General features: G+C 43.3%; 23 protein-coding genes, 1 tRNA gene, 2 rRNA genes, 1 other RNA gene and 1 other annotated feature. Of the genes, 6 read left to right on the forward strand and 21 right to left on the reverse strand.

What is annotated here, in order from left to right:
• From QT711_RS18930 to ffs, 7 genes are all read right to left on the reverse strand, one after another.
• Nucleotides 1–93 (reverse strand): 16S ribosomal RNA (locus QT711_RS18930); the annotation flags it as partial.
• Nucleotides 94–696: 603 nt separating this feature from the next.
• Complete coding sequence (locus QT711_RS18935) at nt 697–960, reverse strand: pro-sigmaK processing inhibitor BofA family protein (protein ID WP_317946810.1); 264 nt, start codon at nt 958–960, stop codon at nt 697–699.
• An 82-nt stretch (nt 961–1,042) separates the two neighbouring features.
• A complete protein-coding gene (locus QT711_RS18940; RefSeq protein WP_317946811.1) occupies nt 1,043–1,258 on the reverse strand; it encodes a YaaL family protein in 216 nt (71 codons plus the stop codon).
• A gap of 13 nt (nt 1,259–1,271) precedes the next feature.
• Nucleotides 1,272–1,868, reverse strand: a complete 597-nt coding sequence (gene recR / locus QT711_RS18945; RefSeq protein ID WP_317946812.1) for a recombination mediator RecR — start codon at nt 1,866–1,868, stop codon at nt 1,272–1,274.
• A gap of 11 nt (nt 1,869–1,879) precedes the next feature.
• Complete coding sequence (locus tag QT711_RS18950; protein ID WP_317946813.1) at nt 1,880–2,200, reverse strand: YbaB/EbfC family nucleoid-associated protein; 321 nt, start codon at nt 2,198–2,200, stop codon at nt 1,880–1,882.
• 25 nt (nt 2,201–2,225) lie between these two features.
• On the reverse strand, nt 2,226–3,995 hold the full coding sequence (gene dnaX / locus QT711_RS18955; protein ID WP_317946814.1) for a DNA polymerase III subunit gamma/tau: 1,770 nt from the start codon (nt 3,993–3,995) through the stop codon (nt 2,226–2,228).
• Nucleotides 3,996–4,276: 281 nt separating this feature from the next.
• Nucleotides 4,277–4,543, reverse strand: an RNA gene (ffs, locus tag QT711_RS18960) — signal recognition particle sRNA large type.
• A gap of 238 nt (nt 4,544–4,781) precedes the next feature.
• On the opposite strand from ffs, the gene QT711_RS18965 reads away from it, so the two are divergent.
• Together QT711_RS18965 and QT711_RS18970 are read left to right on the forward strand one after the other, a co-directional pair.
• Nucleotides 4,782–4,955 (forward strand): hypothetical protein, encoded by a 174-nt coding sequence (locus QT711_RS18965; RefSeq protein WP_317946815.1) that lies wholly within the window; start codon nt 4,782–4,784, stop codon nt 4,953–4,955.
• A gap of 41 nt (nt 4,956–4,996) precedes the next feature.
• Nucleotides 4,997–5,089: transfer RNA gene (locus tag QT711_RS18970), tRNA-Ser, on the forward strand.
• A 162-nt stretch (nt 5,090–5,251) separates the two neighbouring features.
• Here the strand turns inward: QT711_RS18970 and thrB are convergent.
• Genes thrB through QT711_RS18985 form a run of 3 tightly spaced genes read right to left on the reverse strand, consistent with a single transcriptional unit; the run spans nt 5,252 to nt 8,507 of the window.
• Entirely contained in the window at nt 5,252–6,154 is a 903-nt protein-coding gene (gene thrB, locus QT711_RS18975) for a homoserine kinase (protein ID WP_317946816.1), read from the reverse strand.
• Complete coding sequence (gene thrC / locus QT711_RS18980) at nt 6,154–7,212, reverse strand: threonine synthase (protein WP_317946817.1); 1,059 nt, start codon at nt 7,210–7,212, stop codon at nt 6,154–6,156. Before thrC ends, thrB begins: the two co-directional genes overlap by 1 nt.
• On the reverse strand, nt 7,209–8,507 hold the full coding sequence (locus tag QT711_RS18985) for a homoserine dehydrogenase (RefSeq protein ID WP_317946818.1): 1,299 nt from the start codon (nt 8,505–8,507) through the stop codon (nt 7,209–7,211). The genes thrC and QT711_RS18985 overlap by 4 nt, the downstream gene beginning before the upstream one ends.
• Nucleotides 8,508–8,662: 155 nt before the next feature.
• Between QT711_RS18985 and QT711_RS18990 the strand changes: the two genes are divergently transcribed.
• Complete coding sequence (locus tag QT711_RS18990; protein WP_317946832.1) at nt 8,663–10,030, forward strand: aspartate kinase; 1,368 nt, start codon at nt 8,663–8,665, stop codon at nt 10,028–10,030.
• 368 nt (nt 10,031–10,398) lie between these two features.
• Entirely contained in the window at nt 10,399–10,911 is a 513-nt protein-coding gene (locus QT711_RS18995; RefSeq protein ID WP_317946819.1) for a hypothetical protein, read from the forward strand.
• An 80-nt stretch (nt 10,912–10,991) separates the two neighbouring features.
• On the opposite strand, the gene QT711_RS19000 is transcribed toward QT711_RS18995, so the two are convergent.
• Together QT711_RS19000 and QT711_RS19005 are read right to left on the reverse strand one after the other, a co-directional pair.
• Entirely contained in the window at nt 10,992–11,660 is a 669-nt protein-coding gene (locus tag QT711_RS19000; protein WP_317946820.1) for a deoxynucleoside kinase, read from the reverse strand.
• Nucleotides 11,657–12,292, reverse strand: coding sequence for a deoxynucleoside kinase (locus tag QT711_RS19005; protein ID WP_317946821.1), 636 nt, complete (start codon nt 12,290–12,292; stop codon nt 11,657–11,659). The genes QT711_RS19000 and QT711_RS19005 overlap by 4 nt, the downstream gene beginning before the upstream one ends.
• A gap of 192 nt (nt 12,293–12,484) precedes the next feature.
• Between QT711_RS19005 and tadA the strand changes: the two genes are divergently transcribed.
• Nucleotides 12,485–12,985 carry a tRNA adenosine(34) deaminase TadA gene (gene tadA / locus QT711_RS19010; RefSeq protein WP_317946822.1) on the forward strand — a complete coding sequence of 167 codons (501 nt, stop codon included), beginning with the start codon at nt 12,485–12,487 and terminating at the stop codon, nt 12,983–12,985.
• 28 nt (nt 12,986–13,013) lie between these two features.
• Here tadA and serS read toward each other — a convergent pair whose 3' ends face one another.
• The 5 genes from serS to pdxS form a co-directional block, all read right to left on the reverse strand.
• Complete coding sequence (gene serS, locus QT711_RS19015; RefSeq protein ID WP_317946823.1) at nt 13,014–14,288, reverse strand: serine--tRNA ligase; 1,275 nt, start codon at nt 14,286–14,288, stop codon at nt 13,014–13,016.
• Between the two features lie 70 nt (nt 14,289–14,358).
• Nucleotides 14,359–14,572, reverse strand: a binding site (T-box leader).
• Nucleotides 14,573–14,824: 252 nt separating this feature from the next.
• On the reverse strand, nt 14,825–14,935 hold the full coding sequence (locus QT711_RS19020; protein WP_317946824.1) for a putative holin-like toxin: 111 nt from the start codon (nt 14,933–14,935) through the stop codon (nt 14,825–14,827).
• A gap of 108 nt (nt 14,936–15,043) precedes the next feature.
• Nucleotides 15,044–15,652, reverse strand: coding sequence for an NUDIX hydrolase (locus QT711_RS19025; RefSeq protein WP_317946825.1), 609 nt, complete (start codon nt 15,650–15,652; stop codon nt 15,044–15,046).
• Nucleotides 15,653–15,766: 114 nt separating this feature from the next.
• Nucleotides 15,767–16,114 carry a DUF4288 domain-containing protein gene (locus QT711_RS19030; protein WP_317946826.1) on the reverse strand — a complete coding sequence of 116 codons (348 nt, stop codon included), beginning with the start codon at nt 16,112–16,114 and terminating at the stop codon, nt 15,767–15,769.
• A gap of 122 nt (nt 16,115–16,236) precedes the next feature.
• Nucleotides 16,237–17,103 (reverse strand): pyridoxal 5'-phosphate synthase lyase subunit PdxS, encoded by an 867-nt coding sequence (pdxS, locus tag QT711_RS19035; protein WP_398296404.1) that lies wholly within the window; start codon nt 17,101–17,103, stop codon nt 16,237–16,239.
• Between the two features lie 81 nt (nt 17,104–17,184).
• On the opposite strand from pdxS, the gene pdxR reads away from it, so the two are divergent.
• On the forward strand, nt 17,185–18,588 hold the full coding sequence (pdxR, locus tag QT711_RS19040) for a MocR-like pyridoxine biosynthesis transcription factor PdxR (RefSeq protein ID WP_317946828.1): 1,404 nt from the start codon (nt 17,185–17,187) through the stop codon (nt 18,586–18,588).
• 58 nt (nt 18,589–18,646) lie between these two features.
• Here the strand turns inward: pdxR and QT711_RS19045 are convergent, their stop codons facing one another.
• The 4 genes from QT711_RS19045 to rrf form a co-directional block, all read right to left on the reverse strand.
• Nucleotides 18,647–19,978 (reverse strand): serine hydrolase, encoded by a 1,332-nt coding sequence (locus QT711_RS19045; protein WP_317946829.1) that lies wholly within the window; start codon nt 19,976–19,978, stop codon nt 18,647–18,649.
• 158 nt (nt 19,979–20,136) lie between these two features.
• A complete protein-coding gene (guaB, locus tag QT711_RS19050; protein ID WP_317946830.1) occupies nt 20,137–21,603 on the reverse strand; it encodes an IMP dehydrogenase in 1,467 nt (488 codons plus the stop codon).
• Nucleotides 21,604–21,713: 110 nt separating this feature from the next.
• Complete coding sequence (locus QT711_RS19055; RefSeq protein WP_317946831.1) at nt 21,714–22,193, reverse strand: glutathione peroxidase; 480 nt, start codon at nt 22,191–22,193, stop codon at nt 21,714–21,716.
• A 966-nt stretch (nt 22,194–23,159) separates the two neighbouring features.
• Nucleotides 23,160–23,269 (reverse strand): 5S ribosomal RNA (rrf, locus tag QT711_RS19060); the annotation flags it as partial.

Raw genomic sequence — 23,269 nt, forward strand, 5'->3', positions numbered from 1 at the left:
ATCAGGGAGCAAGCTCCCTTCAATCCGCTCGACTTGCATGTATTAGGCACGCCGCCAGCGTTCGTCCTGAGCCAGGATCAAACTCTCCATAAAAGAAGAAAATGAATAGCTCATTTCTTGCTGACATCATTTAAGATGTCAATTTCGAATCCGAAAATTCGAGTTGTTCGTTCGCCGACAAGTCGGCTTCAGAACTTTATTTGTTGACGTTTTGCTGTTCAGTTTTCAAGGTTCATGTTCAGCCGCTTCGTTCAGAAGCAACTTTTATATAATACCATGTTGCTCATTTCGATGTCAACAACTTTTTCAAAAAAGTTTTTCAACCTGTTTTCAAGTCGTTTTCGTTTATCGGAAGTGCAACGTTATCTACTATACCACCGTATATTTTAGAATGCAACACTTTTATTTAAATTCTTTTTCCTTCTATATACTGCTCACATATTTCACAACGCTTGTCCACGTAAGCAAACTAGTAAACCTTAACATACCGATGACCAACCTTCATCTACGTACATGACTAAGAATAGTAAGTAGCTATAGTTATATAGGCTAGACAGTACATAATCTTGAGTTTGTATCATCAATACTTTTAGTGATTCCACGGCTGAATCGAATCTACGCAACTTGTCTCCTTTGTTCAGCCGGAAATCCATACTCAAACGATGCAGTACTCTTCTTTCTATTATAGAAGAATCGTTACAAAAACACTGCAAATGCAAACAAAGCTGCAAAACCTGGTATACCTAAAATGGCTAACAAGAACCCTGAAGCAATGTTCACAGGAAAATAGATACCTACAAAACCACCAGCAATGTTCAGGATAAATAGCGCTAGAAAAGCAAAAGCCAATCGGAACCAAAAGATCGACAGTTTTTCAGTAGCTTTAGCAATTTGTTTTTTATCCAACATCAATAACGATAAAAGAATAACGCCAATTACTGCTACACCAATTATTTTCATGGGAAACGCTCCTTTCGACTAGTAGTCCAATCTATGCGTTTCCCAAAACAATTATCACGGCTTTATGACAACAACTTGTTTCTCATCGCTCGACTCGGAGCGCTCGCTCTTTTGCTTCTTTGAATAAATGAAAGTATTTACTTTCTGCTATTTTCCTGCGAACAATTACATCTTCATCATAATCATTCAAGTAGTGCTCTATCTCTCTTGCTTGTTCCCAGTCGCTTTTCGTTTCAAGCAACAAGTTTCGAAGACAATCGTCGAATTCTCTTTTTAGTTTTCTTTTACGGCCAAACATGGACGTTGACCCCCTATAATTCCCTACGACCTTCTAATGCTTTAGATAATGTCACTTCATCTGCGTATTCCAAGTCTCCTCCAACTGGAAGACCGTGTGCAATCCGTGTCGTCGTAATGCCTGATGGTTTTACGAGACGGGAAATGTACATCGCTGTTGCTTCGCCTTCGATCGTTGGATTCGTTGCTAGTATCAATTCTTGTACTTCTTCATCTTGTAGTCTTGTTAACAATGAAGGGACGTTAATATCTTCAGGCCCGATTCCATCCATTGGAGAAATGGAACCATGTAACACATGGTACAACCCGTTGTAATCTCTCATCTTTTCCATGGCAATTACATCCTTCGGGTCTTGAACGACACAAATCATCGTACGGTTGCGGGATTGATCCTGACAAATGTGGCACGGATCAATATCCGTAATGTGCCCACAGACCGAACAAAAACGCAGATTTCTCTTTGCATCTACGAGTGCTTTCGCAAAATCGAGCACTGTATCTTCTTTCATGCTTAACACAAAAAACGCCAGTCGGCCCGCTGTTTTCGGGCCGATACCTGGCAGCTTCATAAAACTATCGATCAATTTGGATATCGGTTCAGGATAGTGCATAATAGTTCCTCCTAGAACATTCCAGGTAGGTTCAATCCTTTCGTGAATTGCCCCATTGTGGAGTTCGTTAGTTCTTCCGCTTTTGACATCGCATCATTTGTTGCGATTACTACTAGGTCTTGAAGCATTTCAACGTCCTCAGCATCCACTACTGATGGATCGATTACAACTTCAAGTACCTCTTTTTGACCTGAAACGATTACTTTTACCATACCGCCACCGGCTACACCTTCGAGACGCTTTTCAGCTAATTCCTCTTGAGCTTCCGCCATCTTCTTTTGCATCTTCTGCATTTGTTTCATCATACCTTGCATATTTCCCATACCACGCATTGTCATTTCCTCCTCATTTTTTCAATTAATCATCATGTACAGTTATGAATTCCTTGCCAAACATCTTTTCCGCCTCCGCGACGAGTGGATCCGTATTTTGCTCAACTGCTTCCTGCATAAAGGAAGGCATCTCGTCCTGAGCACTTTGGTCATCCTCAGTTGGATGCTCTGAGTCATCTGATTGTTTGGAGAGCCCATTATTACGGATGAATTCCTCTCTCACCTTTAACCAGCCGTCTTCCGGGACGTATACGACGTCGTATGCTTTACCAGTTTTCGCAAGTAAAGCAGCTGACAACCCTGATCGGAGTGACGTATTTTCTGAAGCCATGAGGCAATGAATTTCATACTTGAATTTTAACACAAAAGCGTTGTCAGATGCCGCCACCGGTTCAGTTTCTTCTAGAAGTGCTGAATGGGATCGCTGCATTGTATGCATCATCCCTGCCCACTCTTCACGAATGACTTGTATATCTTTACGTGTCGCACCTTTAAGTACTTCATTTATCTTACCCGTCGGTATTCTGAATGACTGCGAAGATTTCGATGCATTTTTCTTTGGTTGTGCTAGTGCAACGGAACCTTCAGTTGGACGAACGCCTTCTGCCAATTGTTGTTGTAGTTCAGCGACGAGCCTTTCCAAACTTTCTACTTTCTGATTCAACTGCGGATCAATTGTTGCGCTACCGCCTTGTGACTGTCCACCAGAATTATCGAGATGAATCATTTTTAACAATGCAGATTCAATATATACTTTCGCATGATTCGAGAACCGCATTTCTTGCTGTGTTTTTGACAAGATATCAATAAATGCATATAACATTTCCGCTTCAAATGCATGTGCCATCGAAACGAATCGTTCATCGTTTGAAATTAACTCTAGAAGATCTTCTAAATTCGGGGCCGTTCTTAATAGAAGAAGATCTCTGAAAAACGTTATCAAATCTTCTGCCAGCCTCGATACGTCCTTCCCTTCAGCGATGAGTCGATCGAGTAGTGTCAAAGCTGTTGCTGCCTCTTTCGATAAAAGCGCTTCTGCCAATTGGTAGAAAATATCTTCGCCGACAGACCCTGTTACAAGCAACGCACTTTCCGCTGTTAAACGCTCCCCACTGAAAGAAGCTACCTGATCAAGCATACTTAACGCATCACGCATTCCACCTGAAGCAGCTTGTGCAATCACTTTAAGCGCAAGTTCATCCGCTTCAATGCTTGCATCATCCAACACCTGTCGCATCCGATCAACAATTTCCGCTGACGTAATCGGCTTAAAGTCAAAACGTTGGCAACGTGAAATAATTGTTAACGGCAATTTATGCGGTTCGGTTGTGGCTAAAATAAACACTGCATGCGGAGGAGGCTCTTCCAACGTTTTCAGCAACGCATTGAATGCTGAATTCGATAACATGTGCACCTCATCGATAATGTACACTTTAAATCGGGCATTAGAAGGCGCAAATCGAACTTTCTCGATAATGTCCCGAATTTCTTCGACACGTGAGTTTGATGCTGCGTCAAATTCGATGACATCCGTATTAGAACCTTCAGTAATGCTTTTACACGTTGGACATTCATTACACGGTTCCTTTGCCGGGCCATTCTCACAATTCAACGCTTTTGCAAACACCTTTGCGGCACTTGTTTTCCCTGTTCCCCGAGGACCTGAAAAAAGATACGCATGCGATGTTTTATTGTGATGAAGTGCATTTTGTAATGTCTGTTTGACATGATGCTGTCCCGACATCTCACCGAACGACTGTGGCCTGTAAACACGATAAAAAGCTTGATACGCCACTATTCCCCCTCCTTCCATGACAAATCTCATAGTATGTATTATAGCATAGATGCATTCAATAAAGCGCTTCGTCGTCCTGTGGATTCCAAGGATTTGTTTGCGAATTCCTCTACCAGTATACTAGGGACTTCAATTGCGTATTAATACTACAAGTATGGCATTCAGGTTCTGTTTCAAAACACGAACTGGATCGGCCTGCTTTAAAAAGATTCCTATTTAACATGAAGACAAAGAAAAAACCCGACCGATAAACGGACGAGTTGGATAGACATATGTAAATGCCGTGCACCTTCCTTCGACTGCCGCACATAAGCGTTACTCTTGTCGACAGCTCAGCCTAGGCTGCCCCGCGGCACATGAGAAAGTCCACTTAATGCTGCTTCCTTCCGGACCTGACATGGTTCATGGGTTCCCATTGCGCAGGACCCAGACGTCAACACTACGTGCAAGAGGCAGGCCCTACATGCGGACAGCCTCAGAAAAGGAATTCAGTCTTGCTAGAGCGGATTGCAAGTTACAGGGCACCGCTACCTCCCCACCTAGCACGGCATTTACTATTATACAGATTTCTGACGAAAAATCAACCTACTCCCTCTATCTCCCTCCTATCGTCTTAGGTTCAAGGAGTCCACTTGTAAGTAAGTGGTTAATCAACAGACCTGAAACTATTTATTCCACATACATTAAGTGTTATTTGTACTCCTTTTGTATAACTGTTAGAATTTACAGAAAGGCTGTGACTATGTGAAAGAATTTGAATTAAGTTTTCGGAATCCCGAAGTCAAAATGTATGTGATCTTGGTAGCACCAAGTTTTCTATTTGCACTTCTCATCATTCTGTTTTCGAATGCTGATTCGAAGAACATTTATGCGGCTTCCATTCAGGCTGTCGGACTAGCCGGATACTATGTATGGCGCATGTTTCATCGAAGAAAAGAAAAACTTAAGAATAATGGTTGACACCTTTTTAAGAACGTGATAAATTATTACTTGTCCAACACGGAGGAATACCCAAGTCCGGCTGAAGGGATCGGTCTTGAAAACCGACAGGGGTGTTAAAGCCCGCGGGGGTTCGAATCCCTCTTCCTCCGCCATATTTTTTATATCGCGCATAAATTGGAAATGAAATTTGTTACGTTGTAATGAATTTCATCTGAAACAATAAAAAATGCCTGACCGGCTTGAACGGTCAGGCGTTTTTCATTTATTAAACTATAGGTGCTTATGAATGATGTACATAAGCACCCTTTACTTCTTTAAACTCGTTCTAGTACCCTTGCGCCTTCCTCAGCAGGTTGCAAAGCGATCGCTTGATAGTAAGGGAATTGCTCCTTTAATTTCTGAGCGATGACCGTTTCTTCCCCGTCTTTTACTGCCACAAACAACGAAGGTCCTGCTCCGCTAATTGTCATTCCATACGCTCCAAGTGAATGGCACACCGTACGAATTTCATCAAACGAAGGAAATAGTCGCTTTCTGTGCGGTTCGTGGAAAACGTCTTTCTCCATCATGCGACCTGCCAGTTCCCAGTCGCCTGTCGCAATGGCCGTGACGAGCATATTGCTCGCAGCACTCCCAGCCGCCGCTTCAGAATGAGACAATTCAAGTGGTAGAAGGCCTCTAGATTCTTCGGTTTTTAATGCTTGTGGCGGTACGAGAAGAACAGCCCCGATCGACGGTTTCGGTAATTGAATGACTTCCATCGTATCTTCTGTGTAGTAGGTTACGGTCACTCCGCCTAGTAACGCGGCAGTGACGTTATCGGAATGCCCTTCAAGTTCACTACCTATACGTGCTTTTTCAATGGAAGTAAAAGTGACGCCTAGCAATCTTTCCGCAATAACAATTCCTGCTGCAATAGCTGTTGCACTACTCCCAAGCCCCTTTCCTAAAGGAATAGTGGAATGTACTTGCAAAACATGCGGCTCGACTTCTTTACCATGTCGCGCCGCCACATCTTGAATCGTTTGGACGATTAAATTATCGGTCCCGGTCGCAAGCCCTGCATACTCCTCACCGTCATAATGTACAGCCCATGCGTGAGAAGCGGTAACAGCAACCGTCATATACAAAGCCAACGCCATTCCGACACTATCATAGCCCGGTCCAATATTTGCTGTCGTAGCAGGAACAGCAACCGAAAACATCGGCGCTTCCATTAGTTGACGCCTGCCTTTACGTCATTTAAGAATGCATGAAATTCTTCAGTCGACAAGAAAGGTTTCCCTTCATTCACTTGGATTGCTGTTTCAGGGTCTTTCAGGCCGTTTCCAGTTAACACACCGACAATCGTCGTCCCTTTTTCAATTAGCCCTGCATCGAGTTGTTTCTTAATGCCAGCAATTGTTGCACAAGAAGCAGGTTCAGCAAAGACACCATCTGTCGCCGCAAGTAAACTGTATGCTTCTAAAATCTCTTCGTCGGTTGCTGAAAGGATTGCCCCTTCAGATTCTTCTAATGCCGCAGTTGCTAAATGCCAGCTGGCAGGATTACCGATACGGATCGCAGTCGCAATCGTTTCCGGTTGATCAAACACACGATCATAAACGATCGGTGCTGCACCATCCGCTTGCACACCTAGTAATTTAGGCGTTCCTGAACCTTTTTTCGCGTCGTACTCCTTGAAACCTTTCCAAGCAGCTGAAATGTTCCCCGCATTCCCTACTGGCAATGCAAAAATGTCTGGAACTTTTCCTAGTTGCTCTATTGTTTCAAAGGCAATCGTCTTTTGTCCTTCTAGACGATACGGATTGACGGAATTGACGAGTGCAATCTTGCCTTCACCTACTTCACGCACCATCCGAAGCGCTTCATCGAAATTGCCTTCGATTGCAACGATCTCTGCTCCGTACATTTTTGCTTGCGCTAGTTTACCAAGTGCAATCCGTCCTTCCGGGATGACGACGATTGTCCGCATCCCTGCGCGAGCGCCATAAGCTGCTGCTGAAGCGGATGTATTGCCCGTAGAGGCACAGATGAGCGCGGTTTTGCCTTCCTCTTTCGCTTTAGCGACTGCCATCACCATGCCGCGATCCTTGAAAGAGCCTGTAGGGTTTGTCCCTTCCGTTTTGACGTATAGGTTGACGCCCCATTGTTCGGATAGGTTTTTCAAATGAATGAGGGGCGTGTTTCCTTCTTGTAGCGTGAGTTCAGGTGTGTTGTCTGTCACAGGTAGCCATTCTTTATATTCTTCTAAAAGTCCATTCCATCTTCTCATTTATTTTCGCCCTCCACTCGGTAGTAACTTACGACTTTGTTTACTTCTGGTACGTTTTGCAATGCTTGCATGATGTCCTTGTGCTGTTGACGTGAGATTTGGTGTGTAATCATGACAAGGTCCACTCCACCGTTTTGGTTGCCTTCCGGTTGGACGACGGTTGCCAAACTCGCACCGTGATTGCTATAAATTGAAGATAAATGCGTCAACACGCCGACTTTGTCTTTCACTGAAATACGGTGGAAGTACCGACCGATAATTTGGTCATCGCTTTTCGCTTTGCATGAATGCTGAGGGGCATGTACTCTTCTTCCGTTGACCCCTAGCAATAGGTTCCGGCAAGCGGCAATAATGTCTCCAGTAACAGATGTCGCTGTTGGCAATGAACCTGCTCCTGGGCCGTAAAACATCGTTTCACCGACTGCATCCCCGTACACGTAAACTGCATTGAATTCATTGTTCACGGAAGCAAGTGGATGTGCATTGCGAATGAATACCGGTTCCACGGAAATTTCAATCCCATCTTCGTCCTTTTTCGCTGATCCCGCCATTTTCACCGTGTAGCCGAATTGCTCAGCAAGTTCCAAATCGCCCTCTTGAATGACATCCATACCGCGTACAAAAACGTTATCTAGATGCACATCTGTAGAGAATGCTAGTGACGCAAGAATAGCCATTTTTCTTGCCGCGTCAATGCCGTCGACGTCCGCGGAAGGATCTGCTTCAGCAAATCCAAGTTCTGTCGCTTCGGCCAGTGCTTCTTCATACGATTTCTTTTCGAGCTTCATCTTCGTGAGGATGAAGTTCGTCGTTCCGTTCACGATGCCTGTTAACGCAGTAATCCGGTCAGACGCAAGCCCATCTTCAAGCGTTCGGATTAGGGGAATACCACCTCCGACACTCGCTTCATAGAATAGATCGCACTTATTTTCATCTGCTAACTTCAACAATTCAAGTCCTGATTCTGCCATGACATCTTTGTTTGCCGTAACAACGCCTTTTCCAGCCCGTAGTGCGCGTTCAATCGCTTGTTTTGCTTCGGTTGCTCCACCAATGACCTCGACAATTAAATCAATGGATGGGTCTTCTATTAATTCATCCAAATCAGTTGTAAACATTTCCTGTGCTAAGTAAGTATCTCTTTTCTTCGTAGCATCTTTCACTAATACTTTTTTTATCTTTACGGGAACCCCCAATTTATGGTTCAGGTCGTCTTGGTGTTCGTGTAGAATTGTGGCTACACCGCCTCCAACAACGCCGAGTCCGAGTAACCCAATTGTAATTTCACTTTTCATTGACGATTCCCCTCACTCTATGTACACTATAAAAATACATTCGTTCTTTGCATAAGGACATTATAGAGAATTACACTTTCAATAACAACCCCTTTTATGGTAAAGTTCAATATATCATGCAATTGTCACTTTAATAAAGATTGGATCTGATGAATATGATAGTGTGTAAATTCGGCGGCACATCCGTTGCGACAGCCGATCAAATTCGAAAAGTGGTCGACATCGTCACCTCTGACAGTAACCGTAAAATTGTAGTTGTCTCTGCACCTGGTAAACGTTTTTCCGATGATACGAAAGTGACGGATCTTCTCATCCAGCTTGCAAACAAAGCGTTGGCAAACGAAGATACTGAACAAGCATTGTCTGCCGTTGTCGATCGGTTCCGTGGAATTTCCGAAGAACTCGGCCTTGACGGCGCAATCATTGAGGAAATTGAAACGGATCTACGTGATCGTCTCGCCAAGGATAAAGTAGATACTCTTTTATATATGGATAGATTAAAAGCAGCCGGTGAAGATAATAACGCGAAAATGATTGCCGCTTACTTCCAGTTGCTCGGCATGGAATCCCATTATGTCAGTCCAAAAGAAGGCGGCTTGCTCGTCAGCGACCGACCTGAACGCGTCCGTGCACTCCCTGAAGGCGATGAGCGTCTTGCCAAACTTCGGGACCTACCTGGCATTATCGTCTTCCCTGGATTTTTCGGGTATACAAACGACGGCACCATCCGTACATTCAACCGTGGCGGTTCCGACATCACAGGTTCAATCATTGCAGCTGCCACTGGAGCGGAACTGTATGAAAACTTCACAGATGTCGACTCTGTTTTCGCAGCAAATCCAACGGTCATTGAAAACCCCGTTGCGATTGAGAAAATGACGTATCGTGAAATGCGGGAACTGGCCTATGCTGGCTTCTCAGTCTTCCATGACGAAGCGCTAATCCCTGCTTTTCTAAAGTCCATTCCTGTTTGCATTAAAAACACGAATAACCCGAGTGCCCCTGGAACGTTGATCGTCAAAGAACGTGACTACAATGAGCAACAAGTAATCGGCATCGCAGCAGACAGTGGCTTTACAACGATTTATGTGGATAAATACTTAATGAACTTGGAAATCGGCTTCGGCCGCAGACTCCTTCAAATCTTTGAAGAAGAAGAGATTTCCTACGAGCATACACCGTCAGGCATCGACAATCTTTCCATCATCATCCGCACGCGCTATTTGCCTGAGGAGAAAGAGAAAAAGATTGTAGCGCGTATCCATCAAGAACTCGAACCGGATGCTGTCATCGTAGAACACGACTACTCCATGATTGTCCTTGTCGGAGAAGGCATGCAATATACAACTGGACTTGCAGCCCGCGCAGCATCTGCCATCGCACGCACAGGTTGTAATATTGAAATGATCAACCAAGGATCTTCAGAAGTCAGTTTAGTGTTCGGCGTGAAGAAAAACGACGAAACGAAAATTCTAAAAGAGTTGTACAAAGAATTCTTTGTACAATCAACTGTACAGCTATAAGCAACAAGGGACACCTCCGTGTCCCTTGTTTTCTTCTATCTACTATACTATATGCATACAAACTCCTTCTTTTTCAGCATATTCCCTCAAAACGCGGCATAACTCCGTCGATCTCAGCATATCTCCTCCGAACGCCGCATAACGCCACAGAACTCAGCATACGCCCTCCAAACGCCGCATAAACTCCGCCGTTTCCAGCATAACACCCTCTTAATTCTTCACATATGCATCTAGATTAATAAACGACTATAGCATACAATAGTAATTAACAGAATTTACTATACAGAGGATTAAACACGTCTGCTTAGCAGTAGCAACCTTCTATTCCATTACACCTCAAGCTAGGCAAAAAGGAGATGAAGAACCTTTTGAAAAAGAAGTACAAAGTTCTTTTAGTTAGTTCGATAATAGCAAACATTGTATTCGTCATTGCGCTCGTCTGGGGGTATTTAACCGTTAATTTGATGAATGAACAGCTCTTTTACACGGAAGTTCAGTATAAACTTGTAGAATTGGACGGGTTGATTGAACAACAAAAAGAAAATAATTGGTCTGAACCCAATTTAGTTACGACACAATTGAGTGCCGTGTTAAATGGTATCGAGGTGGCCACAAGCAGTGCCAAATATGCAAAATGGATTTCTAACGAGGAGAGGTTGCTAATGGAGCATCTTTACGCTGCACTGGCAAGGTATCCGCATGATGAATTGTATACATTCAGTGATGTGTCTGAAAGTGATAGAAAGGACTTTGAAGCATTGCAAGCAGAGTTACAAAACATCGGAATCGGCATGAACATGACGATGTCAACTGATTGGAAAACGTTTATTGACAAAGTGGAGACGTTCGTGAAGGAACTACAACGGATCTCGTCTTTATAGAAGATGAATTACACATGCTATCAACAAAAAACCGTGTAAAATCAAGATTTCTCCCTTGATTTCACACGGTTTTGTTGTCCCTACTTCTTCAATCCCGCCGACAAGTTCAACATATTACCAATCCGCTCTACAATCGCTTCCACTTCTTCAGGATTCGCTTTTAAATCATAATCGGTAATATCAATTCGCAGTACTGGACATGAATTAAACGAATCAATCCATTCTACATACCTACTATGCAGCTCTTCCCAGTAAGAAAGCGGTGTATCTTGTTCCATTTCGCGTCCGCGCTCTTGGATACGCGCAAGAATCGTTTCAAATGGACCATCCAAATAGACAAGTAAATCAGGATGTGGGAAATATGGCGTCATGACCATTGCGTCGAACAACTTCGTATATGTATCGTAATCGACTGGATCCATCGTCCCTTTATCTTTATGCATTTTCGCAAAGATCCCCGTATCTTCGTAGATTGAGCGATCTTGTATGAAACCGCCGCCATACTCGAAAATCCGCTTTTGCTCCTTGAACCTTTCAGCTAAGAAATAAATCTGCAAATGGAAACTCCACTGCTCAAAATTATCATAAAACCGGTCCAAATAGGGATTTTCATCGACATTTTCTAAAGATGTACGGAAATCCAAAGCGTTCGCCAACGCGTTCGTCATCGTCGACTTACCCGCTCCAACTGTTCCGGCAATTGTGATGACCGCGTTTTTCGGAATGCCGTATTTTTCACGTAAATTCATTGCTTTGCTCCTTTTCGTATCGTCTCATCAACTTTGCTTAAAATAAATTGCAAATCGCCTGCATCATTCACAAAATCGATTTCGTCCCCATTGAAGCGTAGGACAGGTATATCTGGATGAGCCGCTTCAAAGTTTGAAATGAACACTTCGTAGTCAGCCGATAATTGTTGCAAATAAGCAGGATCAATTTTCTTCTCAAAATCTCTCCCTCTCATTTCAATCCGCTTCATAAGCGTATCCAGAGATGCATGAAGATAAATAATAACATTCGGAGCAGGCTTGTCCCTCGTTAAAATATGATAAATCTCTTCATATTTTTTATATTCTTCCGCAGGTAATGTACGTTGCGCGAAGATCAAGTTCTTAAATACATGATAATCCGCCACAACTGGCTGCTCGTTGCTAAGGTATTTCTTTTGAATATCGCCCAGTTGCTTATATCGATTACAGAGAAAGTACATTTCGGTTTGGAAACTCCATTCCGCAATATCATCATAAAATTTATTCAAAAATGGATTTTCATCCACGATTTCACGTAACTGGTGGAACTGTTGTGCTTCAGCGATCGCTTTTGAGAGAGTTGTTTTCCCGACACCAATCGGCCCCTCAACCGTAATAAACGGAACAGACATTACAATGCTCTCCTTTAATTCGTCAATTTCTGCACTTTATTTTACCATATAGGGGTTGTGAAACATAGAGCGTTTCCAGTTCTATTACAAGTCCGCTGTACAATGGTTCGGAATCGTTCTATGATCCCAGCAACATTTCCGTTCAAGTTTTGAATAAAAGGATGGTACACTACATACGAGGAGCGATGACAGATGGATGAGTGGACGACAGATCAACATTTCATGCAATTAGCAATAGAAGAAGCGCAGAAAGCTGAGGCATTAGGGGAAGTTCCGATTGGAGCCGTCATTGTAAAAGACGGCGTAGTCATTGCGCGTTCCCATAATTTGCGAGAAAACTCTCAAAATGCCGTCACCCATGCGGAACTGATGGCAATACAAGATGCATGTGCAACAGTTGGCAGTTGGCGGTTGGAAGAGACCACATTATATGTCACGCTTGAACCGTGCCCGATGTGCGCAGGTGCTATTCTTCAGTCTCGAATACCGCGTGTTGTCTATGGCGCACGTGATCCAAAAGGCGGTTGTGTCGATTCTTTTTATCGTTTATTGAATGACCCTCGGTTTAACCACGTGTGTGAAGTGACAGAAGGCGTGCTAGCAGATCAATGCGGAAACATGCTTACCCAATTTTTCCGTGCATTACGGGAAAAGAAAAAAGCACAAAAAAAGGCGATGCGGGAAGTCGAGTGAACTTCCGCATTGCCTTTTACTGTTATTCTTATCGGATGACTTCTTTGCCACCCATGTACGGACGTAATACTTCAGGAACGACAACAGAGCCGTCTTCCTGTTGGTAATTTTCAAGGATAGCAGCGACAGTACGCCCCACTGCAAGGCCACTTCCATTCAATGTATGAACGAATTCAGGTTTCGCGCCTTGCTCACGACGGAAACGGATTGATGCACGTCTAGCTTGGAAATCTTCAAAGTTTGAACAAGAAGAAATCTCACGGTACGTCTCTTGCGTCGGAATCCACACTTCAATATCGTATTTTTTCGCAGCTGTAAACCCAAGATCCGCTGTACACATTTTTAACACACGGTATGGCAAGCCAAGTAGTTGCAATACTTTTTCTGCATGGCCTGTCAGTTTTTCCAATTCATCATAAGAATCTTCCGGTTTTACAAAACGGACGAGCTCGACTTTATTGAACTGATGCTGGCGAATTAATCCACGTGTATCCCGCCCTGCAGATCCTGCCTCTGAACGGAAGTTTGTGCTGTACGCTGTAAACGCCACAGGCAATTGAGCGCCATCCAGAATCTCATCGCGATAGAAGTTCGTTACAGGCACTTCAGAAGTTGGAATTAAGAAATAATCCTCTTCCTGAATGAGGAACGCATCTTCTTCAAACTTTGGCAATTGACCCGTACCCGTCAAGCTTGTGCGGTTGACCATGTATGGTGGTAGCATTTCTTCATAGCCATGTTCATCCGCATGTAAATCCAACATGAAGCTAATTAACGCTCGCTCAAGACGAGCACCTAATCCACGATAGAACACGAAACGGCTTCCCGCCACTTTCGCTGCACGTTCAAAATCAAGCAAATTCAATTCTGTTCCAATTTCCCAATGTGGCTTTGGTTCAAATCCGAATTCCGGTTTCTCACCCCATGTACGAACCTCAACGTTGTCGTCTTCACTGTCGCCGACAGGAACACTTTCATGCGGAATGTTCGGGATACGCATCATGACATAATTCAAATCTTCTTCGACTTGATGCAATTGCTCATCTAGCGCTTTAATTTCATCGCCCACTTCACGCATACGAGCGATTGTCTCATCCGCATTTTCCTTGTTGCGTTTCATTTGTGCCACTTTTTGAGATACTTCATTGCGTTCTGCCTTCAGCACTTCCACTTTCGCAATCAATTCTCTCCGTTTTTCATCGAGACCGACGAACTTATCTAAGTCCGTCAAATCTTCTCCGCGTTTCGCAAGCTTTTCTTTTACGCCATCGAAATCTGCACGTAACTTCTTAATATCCAACATCGTTTATTCCTCCTCTAAATGTAGTGTTGACGACAATCTTCCGACACAAAAAAAGCCCTCCATCCCCTATAATAGGGACGAGAACTACCCGCGTTGCCACCCAAATTGACCAGCCGTAAAGCTGATCCACTCGTTGAAATAACGGTTCAATGTCCGGCTAGGCCTACTATTCGTTCAACCCGGCTACTCAGGGACGGATTCACAAGTGTCTTTACCAGCTTTCACCACCCGCTGGCTCTCTACGAAAAAACATACTTGCTACTGCTTCCCATCATCGTCTGATGTATGAAATTAACATTACTGTACTACATACTGAATGTTTTAGCAACAAAAGACTAATACAATAATTTATAGCGGTTAAACAAGTGTAATATCAGCATAATTGTGGTAATGTGAAGATATACTAAAAAAGATCGGGTGCTGCTAACACCTAGTCTGTGCAGCTGACATCCGCATGAAATGCGGTTGGCCTGTAATACGAGAGTTTTTACAAAAGAGTAACTACCCTGCATACTTTGGACGTTTGCGGAGGGTGGTTACTTTTTTCTATTGATGAATAGAGCAATTATCGCTACAATGACTGCTGCCGCTGCTGCGAGAAACATTCCAAATTGGAATAGCATGTTCATTGCGTCATATGTCACCATATAAACACCCCCTTTCTCAGGGAGTGCCAACCGCCCATCCGCTTAATGTAGCTGTTTAGCTTATTCTAACATTTTTATAGATTAGTACATGTATTTAGTATTAACACATTATTGAAACCCATTATACCTTATCATTAATTGATGTTCCAACATCTCTGCAACCTTGTGAAAGTATCCTGTTTCATGTGGAACAAAATCATTGAGAGTTATTTCCGATAATGTTCCGTCCCTCAAGTTCTTACACGTAACGACTTTGCTTTCATTCCGAAACAATGCTTTGATTTCGCTAATTCCAACCGTATAAATTCCTTCTACTTCCTCATCTTGCAATGAAAAATCCGTCGGTGAAAAAGTTGATTTGTACAAGAATACATTCGCAAATTCCTTATCGATAAAGCTAGGAAGTTCAATAACATCGCGAACAACCCCCGCTTGCACCAACTTTGCAGGATCTACGTTAATCCCCAACTCTTCCTCAACTTCGCGTGTTCCGTCCGTTACATTTTCAGTCGCAAGCAAATGTCCCGCCGCAGTAATATCAAATAAACCCGGGAAGTCTTTCTTCTTTGAACTTCTCTTTTGAATATACACATCCGCTTCATCCATCAACCAACAATGAAAAGTCTCATGCCATAAACCTTTTTCATGGACATTCTCTCTCGTCTCCTCACCAATATATCGATAGTCTACATCAAACACTTTTAGTTGTTCCGTCATGCGATAACCTCCTGTCTCCATGTAGAATACCAGACCTGCTCCTGACTGACGGGTAACTACCTCATTACCCGTCTCTTTATGCATGTAATGAACGAACATTCTTCGTACAATCTATCATTTATCCAACGAATAATCCCGAATCACTTCTTCCGCTGTCGTCCCCGGTTCGACTAGTATATATCGGCTATACACTTCCTGAAAGTCAATGTCCCCTTCTATGTTATCGACTAATTCAAAACAATCCAAGACCGTTACAAATCGCCATGTCGTCGTTCCACCTGCCGCATTTTCATACGTAAGTTCTTCATACTGTCCGATGACACGTTGCCTCGCATGATCTTTCTCATCCGCCTTGACTAAAACAATCACTTCTTCAAAAACGTCTTCGTCATCACCGAATTTGAGCGTGTCCTTTGAGTTAATGGATTGCAATAAATATTTTACTGAGAAAATCTTCTTCATACCCCTCAGCTCCCAAACTTTACTACCTTTACGGCTACTCACAAAAAAAGATTCAAGAAAAGCCAGAGCAACAACTACTTGCTCCAGCCTTTCTTGAACATACAGTTCCCATTTGCTTAACCTTAAACGCCACGCCCAGCCATCAATTCACTTTCCGCCAATTTGCTAATTTCAAGTCCCTTCATTGGGGTTCCGATATCTTTCGACAAATCAGCAATGAGCGGATAGTTTCTAAAATCTTCTGTCGCCATAACAATTGCACGTGCGAAACGTTCAGGATGATCCGATTTAAAAATGCCCGATCCGACGAAGACGCCATCTGCACCTAGTTCCATCATCAATGCTGCATCGGCAGGCGTTGCAACCCCGCCTGCCGCATAATTAATAACTGGCAGACGTTTTGCTTCACGGATCGCAAGTAATATCTCATAAGGTGCACCTAAATCGCGCGCTTCCACCATTAATTCATCATTACTCATATGAATGACTTTATTCACTTGCGCATTCACCATACGAAGATGTCGAACTGCTTCTACGATATTCCCCGTTCCAGGCTCCCCTTTAGTTCGGAGCATTTTTGCACCCTCGCCTAGTCGACGTGCGGCTTCACCAAGATTACGAGCTCCACAGACAAATGGAACTTGATAGTCGCTCTTCAATAAATGGAACTCTTCGTCTGCAGGTGTAAGCACTTCACTCTCATCAATAAAATCGACACCCATCGCTTCCAACACACGTGCTTCAGAAATATGACCAATACGCACCTTCGCCATAACAGGAATCGAAACTGCCTTTTGAACTTCTTCCACAATGCGTGGATCCGCCATTCGTGCCACTCCACCTGCAGCACGTATATCAGACGGAACACGTTCAAGTGCCATTACTGCAATTGCACCTGCCGCCTCTGCCACTTTTGCCTGCTCTGCATTAATAACATCCATAATGACGCCACCATATGTAAATTCCATAATTCCCTTCCCCCTTTTCATATTTTTCAGTATACTAGATTATGACCATATAGAAATACTCAGTTTAGTACTATTTAAAGTGGTCAGATAGAGGTGGATTTCATGGATATGCTGTTAATTACATTAAATAAAGAAAACAACATCCCCTTATATGAACAAATATACGAGCAAATACGTGAGGGGATTATTGACGGGAAATTGGTTGTAGGTGAAAAATTACCATCAAAACGGAAACTTGGAGAGTTTTTAGATGTCAGTCAAACGACAATTGAGCTATCGTATGGGCAACTCGTTGCAGAAGGTTTTATTACATCGAAACCACGAAGAGGCTATTTTGTGCAGGAAATTGGAGAGTTGGCATATGTTCGACCGGTTGAGCAAGCTTTGACGAACGTACAGCAACGTCAAAAAGAACTAGTCATTGATTTTTCACCTGGGAAGATTGATACGGCGTATTTTCCATTCACACAGTGGCGAAAATATGCCAAGGATGTCATCGATGAATCGGCACAGCACCTTTTATTGCTTGGCCATCCACACGGGGATCTAGAACTTCGACAAGAGATTGCGAAGTATTTGTATCACTCCCGAGGGGTCGATTGCACGCCTGAACAAATTATTGTCGGTTCAGGTACCGAACAACTCATGCCGTTGCTCATCCGCCTTTTAGGTCCAGACGCAACGTATGCCATTGAGGATCCAGGCTATCCACTTACACATCATGTGTTCGTTCATAATAATCGGGAAGCAATACCGATTGCTGTAGATGAAGAAGGAATGGACGTACAAGCGTTACAACGATCATCTGCAACAGTCGCCTACGTTACCCCTTCCCATCAATTTCCGACCGGTACAGTGCTTTCTGCAGGACGTAGAACTACCTTATTGAATTGGGCATCCTCAAATGAGCATCATTTCATCATCGAGGATGATTACGATAGTGAATTCCGTTACACTGGCCGCCCGATACCGTCGTTACAAGGCATGGACAAAGCGGACAATGTCATTTACATCAGTACGTTTTCAAAATCACTCATGCCTTCTTTGCGAATCGCGTACATGGTGCTACCACAAATATTGCTGGAGAACTATGAAAAAGCATTCATCCACTATTCGTCCACTGTCCCGCGACTTGACCAACATACAATCGCGCGTTTCATGGCGGATGGTCATTTCTCGAAACATTTGAACCGTATGCGGAAAGTGTACAAGCGGAAATTGCAATTATTAACCGATGCGCTCCAACAATATGCTCCTCATATTTCCTATTCAGGAGATGAAGCAGGTATGCACATTCTCATCAATGTCCATACCGGAGTAGATGAACAGACGTTAGAAAAAGCTGCGCTCATGAAAGGCATCCGTGTTTACGGTTTACGAGCATACCGGACGGCAACAACAAGCGATACCCCTTCCTTCCTAATTGGCTTTGGCGGATTGACAGATACGGACATATGCAGTGCTGTTGAACAACTAATGAACGCTTGGCACATCAAACGTTGTTAGTCTTTAATCAAAAAAAACCGCATGGAACGCATTTAGATTCCACGCGGTTTTCTTATCATCAATCAAACAAACCTTTTACAAAGCCAGTCGCACTATCCCAAATGCCGACGAAGAAATCACCGATTGCACTCATCGTTAGTGAAAACCAGCCAGCTTTCTCTACATCTTCAGTAACAACGACTTCCATGCCCATATCATTTGCATTGATATAGCCGTAGTCCTCGCCCTCTTTTTTAACAATATTGACGTGTCCTACAACTGTTCCTTTTTTAATCGGCGCTTCAAGAGCACCATCTTTAAGCAATGATTCATCCAGTACCAATTGTGGTTCATACAGATCTTTTTCACTCGATTTGATCATCGATTGAATGGAATCCTTCACTTCAATTGCTACAGTCTTCTCTTTTCCTTTATGCACATCTAGCGTTTTTTGGTCTTTAAACTGATAACCAGCTGGCAGCAATTCCTCTTCTGAGAATTGACTAAATCCATAGTCAAACAATGCACGTGTCGCGTCAAATCTTGCTTTGTACGAACCAACACCATTGGCATCCACAGCTTTCATGACAACCGCAATTACACGCTTGTCACCACGTTTTGCAGTACCTGTAAAACAATGCCCTGCAAAGTCAGTTGTACCTGTTTTCAAACCGTCTACACCTTCATAGGCGTACACAAACCCTGGAAGCATGAAGTTCCAGTTGTCCATCTTAATTGCATCCGTCGTACCTTCACGGAATATTTTTGAATTGATTTTTGTTGTGTCCAACACTTCTGGATAATCTTTCATTAAGTGGAATGCAAGGCGTGCCACAGACTTCGCCGGCATGACATTCTCATCATTCGGTCCTGTTCCTTGCGGATGCATCCCTTGTAAGTATTCGTTGTTCAAGCCCGTTGAATTTACAAATTTATAGTCCTTTAAACCAAGTTCTTTTGCTTTTTCGTCCATTAATTTCAAGAACTCTGTTTCTGTCCCTGCAATCGTTTCAGCAATTGCAATCGTCGCAGCATTTGCCGAGTAAATCGCTAACGCTTCATACAACTCACGGATTGTATACGAACCATCTCTACGGAGCGGTACATTACTCAGTCGTCTGTCTTGAGAAACTGCATATGTATAGTCCGTTACTCTGTATTCTTGGTCCCAACTAATTTTTCCTTCTTCGATTGCTTCAAATAGAAGGTATTCCGTCATCATTTTTGACATACTTGCAATGCCGAGTGGTGTGTCTGCATTTTCTTCGTATAAAATCTTGCCACTGTCCGCGTCAATTAAGATGGCACCATCAACATGAATGCCTAGTGTCGTTTCTGCTTGTGCAGGCGCGATATTGATCGTCATCATGAAGACAACTGGTATGATCAGTAAAGCAACCCATTTTCTCATTTCCCGTTTCACCCAACTACCTCCGTCATTGCATTTTTCCACTTCATATTTTATCACAAGATGAACTCTTTTAGGGACTCCTCTAAAAAAAGCACCTTTTCGCTCATATCATGACGGCTGAAAAGGTGCTGAAGTTTCATATGAATACTTCCAATTTATTATGAAATCGAGTAATTCGGCGCTTCTTTTGTAATATGAACTTGATGAGGATGACTTTCACGAAGCCCCGCACCCGTCATACGAATAAATTGCGCTTTTTCACGTAATTCATGTAGATCCTTCGTTCCACAATATCCCATACCTGCACGAATCCCACCAACTAATTGATGGATCGAATCAGAAAGAGGCCCTTTGTACGGCATACGACCCTCAATTCCCTCCGGTACAAGTTTTTTCGCATCTTCTTGGAAATAACGATCTTTTGAACCATGCTCCATCGCCCCAACAGAACCCATACCGCGGTACACTTTGAAACGTCTACCTTGGAAAATCTCTGTATCGCCAGGGCTTTCAGTCGTACCTGCGAGCAAACTACCGAGCATCACAACATGTCCACCTGCAGCAAGAGCTTTTACGATATCGCCCGAGTATTTAATTCCACCGTCTGCAATAATCGTTTTGCCATGCTTACGTGCTTCAGAAGCACACTCGTAAACAGCTGTAATTTGTGGTACACCTACACCCGCAACAACGCGAGTCGTACAAATTGACCCAGGACCGATACCGACTTTTACGACATCTGCTCCTGCTTCATAGAGTGCCGCTGTTGCTTCAGCCGTTGCAACGTTTCCAGCGATGATATCCAAATCTGGATAAGCCTTTCGAATTTGTGCAACAGTCTCAAGCACTCCTTTGGAATGACCATGCGCTGTATCAATGACGATAACATCTACTTCAGCCGCAACAAGCTTCTGTACACGTACCAACGTATCCGACGTCACACCTACAGCTGCCCCTACAAGTAGGCGACCTTGCTGATCTTTTGCCGCATTCGGAAACTCAATGACTTTTTCAATGTCTTTGATTGTAATTAAACCTGTCAAAATCCCTTGCTCATCGACAATCGGTAATTTTTCGATTTTATACTTCTGCAAAATCTTCTCTGCATCCTCTAACGTCGTGCCAACAGGAGCCGTCACAAGATTATCCTTCGTCATGACATCATTAATTGTCATTGAATAATCTTGAATGAAACGCAAATCACGATTCGTTAAAATCCCGACCAATTTTCGCTCGTCCATATTGTTAACAATAGGCACACCCGAAATACGATACTTGCCCATCAAATGTTCAGCATCGAAAACTTGGTGTTCCGGCGTCAGGAAGAAAGGATTAGTAATAACACCATTCTCAGATCGCTTAACCGTTACAACTTGCTCTGCTTGCTCTTCAATGCTCATGTTCTTATGAATAATCCCTAATCCACCTTGACGAGCCATCGCAATCGCCATTTTCGCCTCAGTAACAGTATCCATCCCTGCACTAATAATCGGAATGTTCAACGTCATTTTCTCTGTCAACTTAACAGATAGGGACACATCCTTCGGCAACACTTCAGAAGCACCAGGCACAAGTAAAACATCGTCAAAGGTTAATCCCTCGCGAGTAAATTTAGTTTCCCACATATCGTTTCCTCCTAGTATGAACTTAGTCTACACGTGAATATTATTAAAAGGTTATCAGCGGCAATCAGACGTGTCAAGGAGGCCCTAATAAGAAAAAGAATTCCTATTATTCACTGAATGTACTTATCAATTACTGCCCTCATTTTATCCGGGGACGTTTGCGGAGCAAAACGATCCACAACATTTCCTTCGCGGTCAATTAAGAACTTCGTAAAGTTCCACTTAATCCCTTCCGTCAACAATCCCTTCTTCTCACTCGTTAAGAAAGCAAACAACGGAGCAGCATGCTCCCCCTTCACATCCATCTTCTTAAACATTGGAAACGTCACACCATAATTCCGCTCACAAAACGCCAACGTCTCATCCATCGAATCGAACTCCTGATTATTGAAGTTATCTGAAGGAAACCCAAGAATCACAAGTCCTTTATCCCGATAATCATCGTAAATCTGCTGCAACTCTTTAAACTGATCCGTAAACCCACATTTACTAGCCGTATTCACGACAACAATTACAGAACCTTCATAGTCCTTTAGAGACTGCAGCGTCCCATCCGGTTTTTCCACCGAAAAATCATATACCCTAGCCATACTTATCATTTCCTCTCTTCTCTCTTATTAATCAACAATAATTCAACTTGAAACTCATTGCAAAAAATACCTTTTGAATGATTTAAGAGAGGATTCCAATAGCCGGGATTTTGCGGGGAATGCAACGAATAGCGAGTTCTTACCAAGTATGTGGCGTTTCAAGCAAGTTTGCCGAGATATGCACGAGTATGCGGCGATTTGCACAAGTATGCTGTGATCTGCACAAGTATGCGGCGTTTTCAACCAGTATGCTGTGATCTGCACAAGTATGCGGCGTTTTCAACCAGTATGTGGTGATTTACACAAGTATGCGGCGTTTTAAGCCAGTATGCTATAATCTGCACAAGTATGCGGCGATTTAAGAGTTGAGGAGTTCTTGCCAAGTATGTAGGGCATTTCTAGCAGCATTGAACGTTAACGAGCCTGCTAATCAATTTGAAGTGAATAATCCTTTTTGAATAAATAACCGCGGGAGATATCTTCAAATAAACAATCCCCATCGCGCCAAATGGGTTTTGACACTTTAACGGGGTGCTTGTGGAGGGAAACTGTAGATCGCTAGCCAATTGTCGTAAAGAGAATAAGACATGTACTCATAACAACGCATACTTCGGCCAAACGCCGCATAAATTTCTCAATCACAGCATACTTCTCTAAAATGGCGCATACTCCCCGTAAACGGCTCATAAACGCTTCATTCGCGGCATATTCTCCACAAACGCCGCATAAATACCAAGAACTCAGATTAATCTCCTTAAAAACAGCTTCACCTAAAATTACCCCTTAGTTTGTCAAGTGCATGCAGCGCGACAAGCATGCCAACAACGGAAAGCCCTCCGCGGAACAAGCAATCAACGCATTTCTCACATGAAATACTGCTTTCCTGTATCATCCTCGCAAGTTCTACCATTCGTTCTAAAATCCTGAAAACACAAAAAAAACCACCCCCCACAGGGGATGGCCTTTGCCCGGCGACGTCCTACTCTCACAGGGGGAAGCCCCCTACTACCATCGGCGCTGAAGAGCTTAACTTCCGTGTTCGGTATGGGAACGGGTGTGACCTCTTCGCCATCGTC

The organism is Sporosarcina saromensis (assembly GCF_033253735.1).
GTDB classification, from domain to species: Bacteria; Bacillota; Bacilli; order Bacillales_A; family Planococcaceae; genus Sporosarcina; species Sporosarcina saromensis.